This is a genomic window from Pseudomonas marginalis (genome assembly GCF_900105325.1).
GTDB classification, from domain to species: Bacteria; Pseudomonadota; Gammaproteobacteria; order Pseudomonadales; family Pseudomonadaceae; genus Aquipseudomonas; species Aquipseudomonas marginalis.
The window spans coordinates 532,227-546,577 of the sequence record NZ_FNSU01000003.1 but is presented as its reverse complement, the minus strand read 5'-3'; the positions used below and the strand labels follow the sequence as shown (position 1 = coordinate 546,577).

The window sequence follows — 14,351 nt, the reverse complement described above, 5'->3', positions numbered from 1 at the left end:
CTCTTCCTTATCAAAGAGAGGATTTGCGACGGTTATACACACCGCCGAGCAAACCGGTAAGGCAACCGATAACCAGGCCGCCGACATGGGCAGCGTTGGCGATTTCGCCGAAGCCGATCATCGACACCAGCCCCGACAGGCACAACACCAGCCACACCAGCATCATCACCAGCACCCCACGGGGCAAGCGATAGGCCGGGTTGGGCGAGAGCAGTTGAAAGATCCAGCAATGCCCGAGCAGGCCATACAACACGCCGGACAAGCCACCGAACAGGCCGGGACCACCGTAGGCATATTGCGCGTAGTTGGAGACCAGGCTGAACAACAGGGTCAGGCCCAGCAGGTTGATGCTGCCCTGGCGCACTTCGATACGCCGGCCCAGCTCCCAGTACCACATGCCGTTCATGGCCAGGTGCAGGATGCCGAAGTGGATCAGCATCGGCGTAAACAGCCGCCACCATTGGCCGGAAGCCAACATGTCGGCGAACGGCGTGAACTGGATGTACTCGCCCATCACCCGGAACGGCAGGAAGGTCAGCCAGCTCATGGCTTGCAGGTTTTCACCGAGTAAGGTCACGGCGCCGACAATGATGCTTGCCAGCAGCACCAGCGCCGTTACCGGGCTATGGCGCACTTGCTGGACAAAGCCCGGACGTGTGACCGGCGCCTGTTCGGGAATATCCAGTTGCTGGTCCGGGTCACCGGCGGGAAAGCGCTGGTACAGCACGCGCACGTCATCGCTGAGGGTCTCGGGCACCCACAACACCTGCTCGCCGGCTTCCTCGCTGACGCGATGGGGCACTTGCATGCGTTGCAGCAGTTTCACGAAACCGCCCAGGTCGACGCTCAACGGCAAGCGCAATACGGGCACGGCACTCATACAGTCACCTCGGGTCGCTCAACGTCGACCCACACGAATTTACGCGGATCCAGGCGGGTTTCCTGGTCCAGGCGGTACGCCACCAGCTTGCCGTACAGCACTGCGCTGTAGTCCAGGCACGCCAGGTTCGGGCGGATCGGCGCCGGTTTGCCGCTGCGCCAGTAATGGCCGACGAACAGCAAGGGTTCGTCGGCGCCGTAGCGCAGCAGGGAATTCTTTTCATGGGGCGACAATGGCGTGCGCGCCACCGGCTCCGGCAGTGCGTCGGGCTGGAATACGATGTCGCCGTAGGTCTTAGGGTCGTCTTCCCAGAACTTGGTGCGGAAGAACGAGCGCGTCAGGCCATCGCCACCGGTCAGCGTCAGGCCGTCCGGCAAGCGCATATCGGTGCCGCGCAACAGGCGGTCGAAGGCGTTGCAGGCAAAACTGCCGGGCACGGCGGCGGCCTGCAGGAAGTGCCGGTCGATGCAGCCATCCGGGAACGTCGCGCGCAGCGGCTGGATAAAGCCGTCGTCCCAGCACGCATGCACCACGCGGAAGCGCCCGGCATCGACAAACAGCGGCATGTCGTAGAACCAGGCGAGGAAGTCGTGCCAGTCGGCCGGGTGCTGCTCGAACTGGGTCAGGGTCTCGTGGATCAGCCGCTCATGCCGTGGGGTGTGCTCGCGCACGAACTGCCTGCCACTGCCCGGCGGCGCCGGTGTGGCCCAACCCAGGGCATTGAACTCGTGGTTGCCCATGATGCACAGCGCCTGGCCGGCCTCGGCCATGTCGTGGACGATATGCAGCGCCTCGCGAATGCGTGGGCCACGGTCGATGATATCGCCGAGGAACACCGCCATGCGCGAAGGATGGCGCCAGGTGCCGCCCTGCTTGTGGTAACCCATCTGGTCGAGCAAGTGCTCAAGGGTATGAGCGCAACCGTGCACGTCACCAATCAGGTCGTAGCTACGCGCGGGATCGAGCATCAGTCGCCTCCACCCCCCAAGCGGCTGCCCCAGCCCAACTTGGTGCGGCACACTTCGTAGTAGTTGTGATCCAGCGGGTGGATCAAGCGCAACTTCTGTGCCTTCTTGCTCACGGTGATGGTGTCACCGGGGGCGCAGGTGAAATGGTTCTGCCCGTCGCAGGAGACTTGCGGGTAGATCTGCATGTCTTTGGACACCACGATTTTCAGCTCACTGTTGCCATCGACCACAATCGGCCGGCTGGACAACATATGGGGGTACATCGGCACGATCACAATGGCATCGAGCTTGGGATGCATGATCGGGCCACCGGCCGACAGCGCGTAGGCGGTGGAGCCGGTGGGCGTGGCGACGATCAGGCCGTCGGCCTTCTGGCTGCACACGAACTGGCCGTCGATATACAGCTCGAATTCGATCATCCGCGTGGATTTGCCCGGGTGCAGCACCACGTCATTGAGCGCATCGCCCTGGCCGATGGCTTCGCCGTGGCGGCGCACTTCGGCCTGCAGCAGGAAGCGGTTTTCCACCAGGTAATGGCCGTCGAGCACCTTGGCCACTTCGACTTCCAGCTCATCGGGGCGGATATCGGTGAGAAACCCCAGGCTGCCACGGTTGATCCCCAGCACCGGCACGTTATGCCGCGCCAGGGCCCGGGCCGCGCCGAGCAGGCTGCCGTCGCCGCCGACCACGATGACCATGTCGCAGACTTCGCCGAGCATCTTGCGCGAGGAGGTTTGCAGGCCGTGGCCGGGGAGGATTTCGGCGATGGTGTCTTCGAGGATCACATGCAGGTGGCGTTCCAGCAGGAATTTTTTCAGCCGGCGGACGGTGTCCAACACCTGGGTACTGCCCAGGCGACCGATAATGCCGATATTGCGAAAGTGCTCCATGGGGCTCCTGCGGGACGTGGGGTGTGGCAAAAAAGAAACGATTATGGGCGAAAGGCCGCGTGAGGCAAAATCCTTTGTCGCCGTGAAGCCTTGATGACAACGGTTCTCAGCCCCCTGCGCAACGGTTAAAAGGCTATGCTCGGACCATGACTGTGTTCCCGGATTTGCACAACCTGCCCCGCCAGCTGCGCCACCCCGAGGTGCGCGACCTGGCGTGGGTGATGCTTGCCCCGCCGATGCTCGCGCAGACACCGTGGCCACAGCGCCACCCGCTGGCGGGCAGCGACTGGGTGCAGGCGCCCGACCGTCTTGAACACTGGCTACGCGCACTCGACCAGGACAGCCGCGCCTTGCAGCACTGGTTGAGCCTGTCACGCACCCGGCGCCTGGGCCTGTACTACGAACGCCTGTGGCAGTTCGCCGTGCAGCATGCGCCGGGGGTGGAGTTGCTCGCCGCCAACCTGCCGATCCGCCGCGCCGGGCACACACTGGGCGAACTGGACATGCTGCTGCGCGACCGCAATGGCGTGCATCACCTGGAACTGGCGATCAAACTCTACCTGGGCCCGCAGGACGGCAACGGCCAGGACACCGCGCAATGGCTGGGCCCAGGCTGCCACGATCGGCTGGACCGCAAGCTGGCGCACCTGGCCCAGCATCAACTGCCGATCTCGGCGCGGGCAGAAAGCCGCGAGGTGTTGGCAGCCCTGGATATTCAGCAGTTTGATGCGCACCTGTGGCTCGGCGGGTATTTGCTCTATCCCTGGCCTGGGCTGGCCGAACCGCCCCAAGGCGCACACCCGCAGCATCTGCGCGGGCGCTGGTTGCATCAGCGGGACTGGCGGGATTTTGTCAGCGCCAGTGCGCCAGGCCGCTGGCAACCGTTGCCCCGGCACGCGTGGCTGGCGCCGGCGCATTACCCGGCGGATGAAGTGTGGAGTGAAGAACAGATGCGGGCCTGGCTGGCAGACCTTGATCCGATGGCGCCTGCGCAGCTGCTGGTGCGCATGGTGCAGAACGGCGCGGATTGGGAGGAAGCCGAGCGCTTGTTCCTGGTGGCGGATCTTTGGCCGAATGTGCCGGGGGCTGGTTGATAGAGTGTGTGGTGTATGTGAGGGCCTCATCGGGGCATGGGTATCTACACAACTTCCAGTGAATACGGAATCTATGGCAATTAGGCTTCTGTGGTGAGCGGGCTTGTCGAATCGTCGCACCGCCCGCGCTGGGTTGCGAAGCAGCCCCAAAACCTTCACCTCGATTGATTCTGGCACTCTGCGGTGACCTTATTGGGGCCGCTTCGCAGCCCAGCGCGGGGCAAGCCCGCTCACCACAGAGTTATGTGTCAGCCTTTAAGAGTTGTGTAGATACCCATGCTCATCGGGGGCAAGCCCCCTCCCACACTGACCGCATTCCAAAGGGTGTACTCGATCCAATGTGGGAGGGGGGCTTGCCCCCGATGGCTGTGGTACCGCCACTACAACTCATCGATATGCCGATAATCCAACTGCAACCCCACCGCCAGCTCCTGGGCCCGCCCCAACCTGATCGGCCCGCGCTCGATATCCACCAGCAACCCCGCACACGCCAGTAACGGCAACCCGGTAATGTCCTTCAGCCGCCCATCCGTAATCACCAGTACACGCTGCTGCTCGGCCGGATAACGCTTGCGCCGCGCCACCAGCCAATGCCCGGCCTCGGTCAGCGCCGCCAGCAACGGCGTACCACCGCCCGCGCCCAACTGATCCAGCCAGCCCGCCAGGCCTTTCGCAGCTTTCAACCCCTGTACCTGCCACTTCGGCGCCTGGCCGCTGGCGGTCAACAACGCTATGCGCGCCCGTTGCCGGTAAGCATCGTCAAACAGCTGGGCGAGCAAGCCCTTGGCGTCGGTTAATGCACGATGCCGCCGCGTGGACGCCGACGCATCCACGATCACCAGCCACAACTCATGGGCCGAGCGGCTGCGCAGGTGGTAGCGCAGGTCTCCACGGGAGTGCGGCCGGCCGCCGAGCAAGGTGCCCGGCCAGTTGATCGAACCCAGCTGTGCGCTGCGTGCCTTGCCCTGCCTGCCGTTGTCCAGTCGCCCCGCCTTGGGCCGGGCATCCGCCCCCGCGTCAGGTCGGGGGCGAATGCCTAGGGCTTTTTTGGCCAGGTGGGCACGTCTCGGCGCGTGCCAGTAGGCAGGGCCGGTGCGGGCATATCGCCCCATTGGCCTTGGCCGGGCGAGGTGTCCGAGGGTGTCGGCGCCTGCCCTGGCTTGGGTGGACTGGCCGGTGGGGATTGCGCCTGGCGACGGTGGCGCAAGGCGAATTCCGCCACCGCTTCGATGTCTTCTTCGGCAATGGTATCCGCGCCCCGCCACGCCGCATGGGCCCGGGCGCCGCGCAGCCAGACCAGGTCGGCGCGCAAGCCGTCGACACCGGCGGCAAAGCAACGCTCGGTGATCTGCGCCAGGGCCTGATCATCCAGCTCGATACTGTCCAGCCGCGCCCGCGCCTGGGTGCAGCGCTCGCGTAACGCCGCCTGCTGCCCGGCCCACTGGGTGCAGAACGCGGCGGGGTCACTGTCGAAATCCAGGCGCCGCCGGATGATCTGCCCGCGCTCGGCCGGCAGCGTCTGCCCGCTCAGCGCCACGTTAAAACCGAAGCGATCCAGCAACTGCGGGCGCAACTCGCCCTCCTCCGGGTTCATGGTGCCGATCAGCACAAAGCGCGCCGAATGGCGATGGGAAATGCCGTCGCGTTCGATCAGGTTGGTGCCGCTGGCGGCGACGTCGAGCAACAGGTCCACCAGGTGATCGGGCAGCAGGTTGACTTCATCCACATACAACACGCCGCCGTCGGCCTTGGCCAGCACCCCAGGGGAAAACTGCGCGCGGCCTTCGCTCAGCGCGGCATCTAGGTCCAGGGTCCCCACCAGGCGCTCTTCAGTGGCGCCCAACGGCAAGGTGACGAATTGGCCGCTGGCCAGCAGATCCGCCAGACCACGGGCCAGGGTGGATTTGGCCATGCCACGCGGGCCTTCGATCAGCACGCCGCCGATCTTCGGGTCGATGGCGGTCAGGCACAGCGCCAGTTTCAGGTCGTCGGCAGCGACCACGGCGGACAGCGGGAAATGGGGAATATCGGTCATCCGTTCTCTCTTTAAATTCTGCTGTACAAGTAATCACCCGGTCATGAGCAAGCTACTTGTGGTGAGCGGGCTTGCCCCGCTCACCACAACAAGCCCGCCAGCCACAACAAGCCGCATCTCGCGTTCTAGCTGTCTTCTTCTATATCCAGCAACAGGTTTTCCAACGCCTCGCGATACGCCCCCGGTTCCTGCCACAAACCGCGCTGCTGGGCTTCGAGCATGCGCTCGGTCATATCACGCAGCGCTGCGGGGTTGTGCTGCTGCACAAAGGCCCGGGTGTCAGGGTCCAGCAGGTAGGCGTCGGCGAGCAATGCATATTGATGATCGTCGATCAGCGCCGTGGTCGCGTCGAAGGCGAACAGATTGTCCACGGTCGCGGCCATTTCAAACGCACCTTTATAGCCATGGCGCTTCACGCCGTCGATCCACTTGGGGTTGGCGGCGCGGGAACGGATCACCCGGTTCAGCTCTTCCTTCAAGGTGCGAATCCTCGGCAGGTCCGGCTGGCTATGGTCGCCGTGATAGCTGGCGGCCTTGTCGCCGCTCAGGGTTTCCACGGCGGCGAGCATGCCGCCCTGGAATTGGTAGTAGTCGTTGGAGTCGAGCAGGTCGTGCTCGCGGTTATCCTGGTTCTGCAACACCGCCTGCACCTGGCTCAGGCGCTGGGCAAACTGTGCACGAGCAGCGGTGCCTTCGTCGGAGCCGCCATAGGCGTAGCCGCCCCAATTCAGGTAGACCTCAGCCAGGTCCTCGCGGCTTTGCCACAGGCGCCCGTCAATGGCGCCCTGCACGCCCGCGCCGTAGGCACCGGGCTTAGCCCCGAAGATACGCCAGCCGGCCTGTTTCGCTGCGGCCTCTGCATCCAGGCCGGAGGCCAGCAACGCCGCGCGCTCACTGCGCACCTTGGCGGCCAGCGGGTTCATGTCGTCCGGCTCATCCAGGGCCGCCACCGCCTGTACCGCCGCATCGAACAGGCGGATCAGGTTGGCGAAGGCGTCGCGGAAAAACCCGGACACGCGCAAGGTGACGTCCACGCGCGGGCGGTCCAGCAGGCTGATAGGCAGGATTTCAAAGTCATCCACCCGTTGACTGCCGGTGGCCCACACCGGCCGCACGCCCATCAGCGCCATGGCCTGGGCAATGTCGTCGCCACCGGTGCGCATGGTGGCCGTGCCCCACACCGACAGGCCGAGCTGGCGCAGGTGATCGCCGTGGTCCTGCAGGTGCCGCTCAAGTATCAGGTTGGCGGACTGGAAGCCGATGCGCCACGCGGTGGTCGTCGGCAGGTTACGCACATCGACGGTGAAGAAATTGCGCCCGGTCGGCAGCACATCCAGGCGCCCCCGGCTCGGCGCACCGCTTGGGCCGGCCGGAACAAAGCGCCCGCCGAGGGCCTCCAGCAAGCCGTGCATTTCCGCCGGGCCGCAGGCATCCAGGCGTGGCGCCACGACGATGCGCAGGCTTTCGATCACCGCCTTCACCTCTTCCCAGCCGGGCTCTTCCAGCTGTTCCAGCGGCCCTTCCAACGCCTGCTCGATCATTCGCGCCGCATACAACTCCAAGCGCTCGCGGGTATCCCCGGCGGTGCGCCACTGCTGCCCATCGATCTTCTGCAACACTGCCGGGCGTCGCCCGGTCCAGGGCTCGGCCAGGGCACAGTCCAGCGGGTCAAAACCCAGCGCGAACGCCTTGGCCAACACGCGCAGCAGGCTCGATTGCGGGCCACGGCCGTCTCCACGCGGGATGCGCAGCAAGGCCAGCAAGGTGTCGATGCGCAAGCGGCCCACGGGGGATTCGCCAAAGATGTGCAGGCCGTCGCGGATCTGCGACTCCTTCAAGTCGCACAGGTAGGTGTCGAGGCGCGGCAGCCAGATAGCGGCATCGGCGTCGCCATCCAGCTCAAGCTCCTGGTCGATGCGGGTTTCGCGCACCAGCTTGAGGATGTCTTTTTGCAGCTCGCGGGCCCGGCGTGGGTCGAGCAGTTGGGCTTCGTAGTATTCGTCCGCCAACAGCTCAAGGTCCCGCAGCGGCCCGTAGGTTTCGGCGCGGGTCAGCGGCGGCATCAGGTGGTCGATGATCACCGCCTGGGTGCGCCGCTTGGCCTGGGCGCCCTCGCCCGGGTCGTTGACGATAAACGGGTAGATGTTCGGCAGCGGTCCCAGCAGCGCATCCGGCCAGCAGTTTTCCGAGAGCCCCACGCCCTTGCCCGGCAGCCATTCGAGGTTGCCGTGCTTGCCCACATGGATCACGCCATGGGCACCGTAGGTGTGGCGCAACCAGAAGTAGAACGCCAGGTAGCCATGGGGCGGCACCAGGTCCGGGTCGTGGTACACCGCGCTGGCATCCACCTGGTAACCCCGGGCCGGCTGGATACCGACGAAGGTCTGGCCCAGGCGCAGGCCGGCGATCATCAGGCGGCCGTCACGGAACATTGGATCGTTGTGCGGCGCGCCCCATCGCTCCAGCACCGCCTGGCGGTTGGATTCAGGCAAACGCTTGAACATCGCCTCGTAGTCGTCCAGGCCGAGGCTTTGATGACAGGGGCGCAGGTCGAGGCTGTCGAGGTCGTTGGTGACGCCGCCGAGCAGGTCATGGATCAGTGCAGTGCCGCTCTCAGGCAGTTGATCCGGCACCGGATAGCCTTCGGCCTGCAGGGCACGCAGGATATTCAGCGCGGCGGCCGGGGTGTCCAGGCCCACACCATTGCCGATACGGCCGTCGCGGGTCGGGTAGTTGGCAAGGATCAGGGCGATGCGTTTATCCTCATTCGGTACCCGTGCCAGCTCGACCCAACGGCGCGCAAGCTCGGCGACGAAATCCATGCGTTCGGGCGCTGCGCGGTAGCACACCACGTCCGACTGGCTGCGCTCGCTGCGCCAGGCCAGATCCTTGAAGCTGATCGGACGGCTGATAATGCGCCCGTCCAGCTCCGGCAAGGCAATGTGCATCGCCAAGTCGCGCGGGCCAAGACCTTGCTCGCTGGCCTGCCAGCCCGGCTGGTTATCCTGGGCGCAGATCGCCTGGATCACCGGGATATTGCGACGAAACGGACGCAGATGCGGGGCTTCGGGGCTGGATTGGGCAAAACCGGTGGTGTTCAGGATCACCGCCGCGCCGACCTCATCCAGCAGGTCCTCGACCACCGCCAGGCAGCCGGGTTCTTTCAAACTGGCCACCGCCATCGGCAACGGGTTAAGGCCCGCCGCCTGCAAGCGCTGGCAGAACACATCGATAAAACCGGTATTGGCCGCCTGCAGGTGCGAGCGGTAGAACAGCACCGCCGCCACGGGCCAATCCGCGTGCCAATCGGTCTGCCAGTCATTGAGGCGAGGGTTGGCTTTGTGCGGGTGATAGATCGCGGTGCGCGGCAAGGTCTGCGGCTCGGCCCACGGGTAATCGCGGTCCAAGTAGCCGCTGGCCAGGCAGCGGAAAAAATCCAGCGCGTTAGCGAGCCCGCCCTGGCGCAGGAAGTGCCACAGGCGGTCGCGCTGTTCGGCACTCACCGTGCTCAGGCCGCTGAGTTCCGGGTCCGGGCGGTCATCCCCCGGCACCAGGATCAGCGTAACGCCGCGCTCGGCCAGCTCAACCAGGCGCTCGATGCCGTAGCGCCAATAACCGATGCCGCCGTGCAGGGAAATCAGGATGACCTTGGCGTGGCGCAGCACCTCGTCGACATACAAATCGACCGAAGCGTGGTTCTGCACCTGCATCGGGTTGGCCAGGCGCAGGCTGGGGTAATCCTCGGGCAACTGCTGGGCCGCTTCGGCCAGCAGCGCCAGGCTGGAATCGCCGCTGCACAGGATCACCAGTTCGGCGGGGGTTTGGCCAAGGTCGGCAATATTGTCGTCCGCGACGAAACCACCGGGCTGAGTCCTGAGCAGGTGCATGGGTTAAACGCTGAGGGCAGCGCGCAGTTGCACTTCGAGGCCCGCCGCGTCCAGCGCCTGGCCGATCAGCACCAGCCGTGTGATGCGCGCTTCGTCGGCGCCCCAGGCACGGTCGAAGTGCTTGTCGAAACGCGTACCCACACCCTGGATCAGCAGGCGCATCGGCTTGTTCGGGATGGCGGCGAAGCCTTTGACCCGCAGGATACCGTGCTGAACCACCAACTGGTTCAGGGCGTCGAGCAGCAGCGCTTCGTCGGCTTGGGGCAGGTCGATGGAGATGGAATCGAAGGCGTCGTGATCATGCTCGTCTTCACCTTCGTGGTGATGATCGTGGTGGCTATGGCGAGCGTCGATATGTTCTTCGGAACCCGCGCCCAGGCCGATCAATACGTCCAACGGCAGGCGACCGCTGCTGGCTTCGATGATCTTCACCGCCGGCGGCAGCTCTTCGGCGACTTCCAGGCGCACACGGGCCAGGTCTTCGGCGCTGATCAGGTCGGATTTGTTGAGGATCACCAGGTCGGCGCTGGCCAGTTGGTCGGCAAACAGCTCGTGCAGCGGCGATTCGTGGTCCAGGTTCGGGTCGAGTTTGCGCTGGGCATCGACCTGATCCGGGAACGCGGCGAACGTGCCGGCGGCCACGGCCGGGCTGTCGACCACGGTGATGACCGCATCAACCGTGCAGGCGCTGCGGATTTCCGGCCACTGGAAGGCCTGCACCAAGGGTTTTGGCAGGGCCAGGCCCGAGGTTTCGATAAGGATATGGTCGAGGTCGCCACGACGGGCGACCAGTTCGCGCATCACCGGGAAGAACTCCTCCTGCACGGTGCAGCACAGGCAGCCGTTGGCCAGCTCGTACACACGGCCGTTGGCCTCTTCTTCGGTGCAGCCGATGGAGCACTGCTTGAGGATCTCACCGTCGATGCCCAACTCGCCGAACTCGTTGACGATTACCGCAATGCGACGGCCCTGGGCGTTGTCGAGCATATGGCGCAGCAAGGTGGTCTTGCCCGAGCCAAGGAAGCCGGTAACGATGGTGACGGGGAGTTTGGCCAGTGTTTTCATCGGATGCCCTTTGGGGCGGGCATACGGGACGATAGGCACTGCGGCGGCGCGCAGAAGCGGATTTCGTCACCGGATCACCCCGCCCGGTTGAATTGGAAAATCGGTGGCGAGGCAGGTCTCCTGGCTTGGGGCTTGCGGGTCTTGCGACCGGCGCCGACTGCGCCTTCCCGCCGCAGTGGCAGTGGCGTGGCAGTCAGATAAACCCTTCACAGTTGCGGGGGCAGCCGCGGCTTGGACCGCGTTCCCTTCTTAGCTTCGGCCTGGGCCGAAGACCTCGAGGGTGCAAGGCTACAGGGGCTCGCCGCATTTGACTACCGTCCCCGGCCCATGCTCTCCTACACATCTTGTTTCGGGTGCCCTTCACAGGGTGAAACGGGAAACCGGTGAGTCATGGCGTCATGACGAGTCCGGTGCTGCCCCCGCAACGGTAAGCGAGTGAAGCGTCAGATCCACTGTGCCTGTACGGCATGGGAAGGCGACGCTTTATAGACCCAGTGTCCCTCGCAAGCCCGGAGACCGGCCCGAATAACATCGAATAACAAACCCGCGGTGGGCGGGCGCTGTTAAAACCCTGCGTGCCTGGCTCGCGGAGTTTGCATGCGCTCGTGTCACCTTGACACCTGAAAGGGACGCGCCATGTCGATCATCAGCAGCACCTCGCACACCGCCAGCAGCTCCGCCACCCTCAGCCAACGCCTGACCGCCGCCATCGGTGCGTCGATCCTCGGCGCGTGCCTGGTGTACTTCGCCGGTTTCTCGCACATCGAGGCGGTGCACAACGCCGCCCACGATACCCGCCACAGCGCCGCGTTCCCGTGCCACTGAGGCCTGCCGACATGATCAAGCGTATTGCGCAAACCGCAGGGTTCACCGGCCTGCTGGCCGCCCTGCTGCTGACCCTGCTGCAAAGCTTCTGGGTCGCTCCGCTGATTCTGCAGGCGGAAACCTTTGAAAAGGCCCCGGCCGCGACTGAAGTGGCCCGTGAGCACGCCGCTGGCGCCGCCGCACACACCCACGACGCCGAAGCCTGGGAGCCGGAAGACGGCTGGCAGCGCGTGCTGTCGACCACCGGCGGCAACCTGGTGGTGGCCGTCGGCTTCGCCCTGATGCTGGCCGGCCTCTACACCCTGCGCGCACCGACCCGCACGACCCAAGGCTTGCTGTGGGGCCTGGCCGGTTACGCGACCTTTGTGCTGGCGCCCACCCTGGGCCTGCCACCGGAGCTGCCGGGCACTGCCGCCGCTGACCTGGCGCAACGGCAGATCTGGTGGATCGGCACCGCTGCCTCCACGGCGGCCGGGATTGCGCTGATCGTGTTTGGTCGCAACTGGCTGCTGAAAGTCCTGGGCGTGGCGATCCTGGTGGTGCCGCATGTGATCGGTGCACCGCAGCCGGAAACCCATTCGATGCTGGCGCCGGAAGCCCTCGAAGCGCAGTTCAAGATCGCTTCGCAGTTGACCAACGTGGCGTTCTGGCTGGCCCTTGGCCTGATCAGTGCCTGGTTGTTCCGCCGCAACCGCGACGATCAATACTCGGCATGACCCTGGTGGTCGGCCTGGGTTGCCAGCGGGGTTGTGATGTCGACACCCTGCTGGCGCTGTTCGACAGCGCCCTCGCCGCAGGCGGGATCGAGCGTCAGCGTGTCAGCGCGCTGGCCAGTATTGACCGCAGGCAGGATGAGCCCGGATTACTCGCCCTGGCCCGGTTGCTCAACCTGCCGTTGCAGTGTTTCAGCGCCGGGCAACTGGCGGCTTATGAAGCCAGGCTGAGTCACAGGTCCACGGTCGCCTTCGCCCATACCGGCTGTTACGGCATCGCCGAAAGTGCCGCCCTGGCCCTGGCCGAACAGCTCTGCGGCGGCCCTGCCCGTTTGCTGATCACCCGCCAGAAAAACGCCCAGGCCACCTTTGCATTGGCCTGCGCCGGCTAAAATCCCGATAATCGCCCATCCCGATCATGAGCAATCTTCATGCTCGCCCGTTTTTCCACAGGAATCCTCCATGACCGTCTACTTCATCGGCGCCGGCCCCGGCGATCCGGAATTGATCACCGTCAAAGGCCAACGCCTGATCCGCAGTTGCCCGGTGATCATCTATGCCGGCTCGCTGGTGCCGGCGGCGGTGCTGGAGGGTCATCAGGCGCAACAGGTGGTCAACAGCGCCGAACTGCACCTGGAACAGATCATCGAACTGATCAAGACCGCCCACGCCAACGGCCAGGATGTGGCCCGCGTGCACTCCGGCGACCCGAGCCTGTATGGCGCGATTGGCGAGCAGATCCGTTACCTGCGCGAGTTGGGCATCCCCTTCCAGATCATTCCCGGCGTCACCGCAGTGGCCGCCTGCGCAGCGTTGCTGGAGACCGAACTGACCTTGCCGGACATCGCCCAAAGCGTGATCCTGACCCGCTACGCCGATAAAACCCGCATGCCGGCCGGGGAAGACTTCGACAGCCTGGCCCGGCATGGCACCACCATGGCGATTCATCTGGGGGTCAACCATTTGGAGAAGATCGTCGCCGAACTGCTGCCGCACTACGGAGCAGACTGCCCGATTGCCGTGGTACACCGGGCGACATGGCCGGATCAGGATTGGGCCGTCGGCACGCTCAGCGATATTGCCGACAAAGTCGCCGCCAAGGGCTTTCGGCGTACGGCGTTGATTGTGGTAGGTCGGGTACTGGCGAGTGATAGTTTCAGTGAGTCGTCGTTGTATCGGGTAGGGCATGCGCACCTTTATCGACCTTGATGATTTACTTCAAAAAATCAAAGCAATCCATTGATTTAAATGACTAAATACAAAAAATTTTGGAGGGGGCTTGCCCCCTCCCACACTTAATCCTACTTGTTAGATAGATGGCATAACTGTTTGAATTTTAATAATAAAAAACGACGCTCACGGGCGCCGTTTTTTGTTCGCAGTGAACACCTTACTCAGTAGTAGGCGTTTTCTTTCTGCGTGTGGTCTGTCACGTCACGGACGCCCTTGAGCTCCGGAATACGCTCGAGCAAGGTCCGCTCGATGCCCTCGCGCAGGGTCACGTCTGCCTGGCCGCAGCCCTGGCAGCCGCCGCCGAACTTCAATACGGCAATGCCGTCTTCGACGACGTCGATCAGGCTGACCTGACCACCGTGGCTCGCGAGCCCAGGGTTGATCTCGGTTTGCAGATAGTAGTTGATGCGCTCGTTGACCGGGCTGTCGGCGTTGACGTTCGGCACCTTGGCGTTGGGCGCCTTGATGGTCAATTGGCCGCCCATGCGGTCGGTGGCGTAGTCGACCACGGCATCGTCCAGGAAGGCTTCGCTGAAGTTGTCGATATACGCGGTGAAGCTTTTCAGCCCCAGGGCGGTGTCTTCAGGTTTCTCTTCACCGGGCTTGCAGTAGGCGATGCACGTCTCGGCGTACTGGGTGCCAGGCTGGGTGATAAAGACGCGGATGCCGATACCCGGGGTGTTCTGCTTGGACAGCAGGTCAGCCAGGTAATCGTGGGCGGCGTCGGTAATGGTTATGGCAGTCATGGAAACTCCTCACAG

The 14,351-nt window shown here is 64.4% G+C and carries 13 protein-coding genes and 2 riboswitches; of the genes, 5 read left to right on the top strand and 8 right to left on the bottom strand.

The features are described 5' to 3' along the window. Positions 1-10: 10 nt before the first annotated feature. The 3 genes from BLW22_RS11830 to BLW22_RS11820 are packed head-to-tail and all read right to left on the bottom strand — an operon-like array spanning position 11 to position 2,738. Positions 11-880 carry a rhomboid family intramembrane serine protease gene (locus BLW22_RS11830; protein ID WP_065927898.1) on the bottom strand — a complete coding sequence of 290 codons (870 nt, stop codon included), beginning with the start codon at positions 878-880 and terminating at the stop codon, positions 11-13. Then, positions 877-1,851, bottom strand: a complete 975-nt coding sequence (locus BLW22_RS11825; RefSeq protein WP_161985732.1) for a metallophosphoesterase — start codon at positions 1,849-1,851, stop codon at positions 877-879. Before BLW22_RS11825 ends, BLW22_RS11830 begins: the two co-directional genes overlap by 4 nt. Continuing rightward, entirely contained in the window at positions 1,848-2,738 is an 891-nt protein-coding gene (locus BLW22_RS11820; protein WP_003190745.1) for an NAD(+) kinase, read from the bottom strand. The genes BLW22_RS11825 and BLW22_RS11820 overlap by 4 nt, the downstream gene beginning before the upstream one ends. Positions 2,739-2,884: 146 nt before the next feature. Here BLW22_RS11820 and BLW22_RS11815 point away from each other — a divergent pair, with 146 nt between their 5' ends. After that, the gene (locus tag BLW22_RS11815) at positions 2,885-3,832 is read left to right on the top strand and encodes a DUF1853 family protein (protein WP_074846412.1); all 948 of its coding nucleotides are present in this window, start codon (positions 2,885-2,887) and stop codon (positions 3,830-3,832) included. Between the two features lie 380 nt (positions 3,833-4,212). Here BLW22_RS11815 and BLW22_RS11810 read toward each other — a convergent pair whose 3' ends face one another. The 4 genes from BLW22_RS11810 to cobW all read right to left on the bottom strand — a co-directional run bounded on the left by BLW22_RS11810 (position 4,213) and on the right by cobW (position 10,819). Next, positions 4,213-4,815, bottom strand: a complete 603-nt coding sequence (locus BLW22_RS11810; protein WP_065927977.1) for a vWA domain-containing protein — start codon at positions 4,813-4,815, stop codon at positions 4,213-4,215. Positions 4,816-4,868: 53 nt separating this feature from the next. Then, positions 4,869-5,867: a magnesium chelatase ATPase subunit I gene (locus BLW22_RS11805; RefSeq protein ID WP_065947748.1), complete on the bottom strand. Its 999-nt coding sequence runs from the start codon at positions 5,865-5,867 to the stop codon at positions 4,869-4,871. 125 nt (positions 5,868-5,992) lie between these two features. Further along, positions 5,993-9,754, bottom strand: coding sequence for a cobaltochelatase subunit CobN (gene cobN / locus BLW22_RS11800; protein WP_074846408.1), 3,762 nt, complete (start codon positions 9,752-9,754; stop codon positions 5,993-5,995). Between the two features lie 3 nt (positions 9,755-9,757). Continuing rightward, on the bottom strand, positions 9,758-10,819 hold the full coding sequence (cobW, locus tag BLW22_RS11795; protein ID WP_065927903.1) for a cobalamin biosynthesis protein CobW: 1,062 nt from the start codon (positions 10,817-10,819) through the stop codon (positions 9,758-9,760). A 93-nt stretch (positions 10,820-10,912) separates the two neighbouring features. Next, a riboswitch (cobalamin riboswitch) is annotated at positions 10,913-11,111 on the bottom strand. A 42-nt stretch (positions 11,112-11,153) separates the two neighbouring features. Next, positions 11,154-11,358, top strand: a riboswitch (cobalamin riboswitch). A gap of 97 nt (positions 11,359-11,455) precedes the next feature. Here cobW and BLW22_RS11790 point away from each other — a divergent pair. The 4 genes from BLW22_RS11790 to cobM all read left to right on the top strand — a co-directional run bounded on the left by BLW22_RS11790 (position 11,456) and on the right by cobM (position 13,566). After that, complete coding sequence (locus tag BLW22_RS11790) at positions 11,456-11,644, top strand: CbtB domain-containing protein (RefSeq protein ID WP_027606475.1); 189 nt, start codon at positions 11,456-11,458, stop codon at positions 11,642-11,644. 11 nt (positions 11,645-11,655) lie between these two features. After that, positions 11,656-12,360, top strand: a complete 705-nt coding sequence (locus BLW22_RS11785; RefSeq protein ID WP_074846405.1) for a CbtA family protein — start codon at positions 11,656-11,658, stop codon at positions 12,358-12,360. Next, the gene (locus tag BLW22_RS11780) at positions 12,357-12,749 is read left to right on the top strand and encodes a cobalamin biosynthesis protein (RefSeq protein ID WP_074846404.1); all 393 of its coding nucleotides are present in this window, start codon (positions 12,357-12,359) and stop codon (positions 12,747-12,749) included. Before BLW22_RS11785 ends, BLW22_RS11780 begins: the two co-directional genes overlap by 4 nt. Before the next feature lie 70 nt (positions 12,750-12,819). Continuing rightward, positions 12,820-13,566: a precorrin-4 C(11)-methyltransferase gene (gene cobM / locus BLW22_RS11775; protein WP_074846402.1), complete on the top strand. Its 747-nt coding sequence runs from the start codon at positions 12,820-12,822 to the stop codon at positions 13,564-13,566. Between the two features lie 185 nt (positions 13,567-13,751). On the opposite strand, the gene nfuA is transcribed toward cobM, so the two are convergent. Further along, a complete protein-coding gene (nfuA, locus tag BLW22_RS11770) occupies positions 13,752-14,336 on the bottom strand; it encodes a Fe-S biogenesis protein NfuA (RefSeq protein WP_017136914.1) in 585 nt (194 codons plus the stop codon). Between the last annotated feature and the right edge of the window lie 15 nt (positions 14,337-14,351).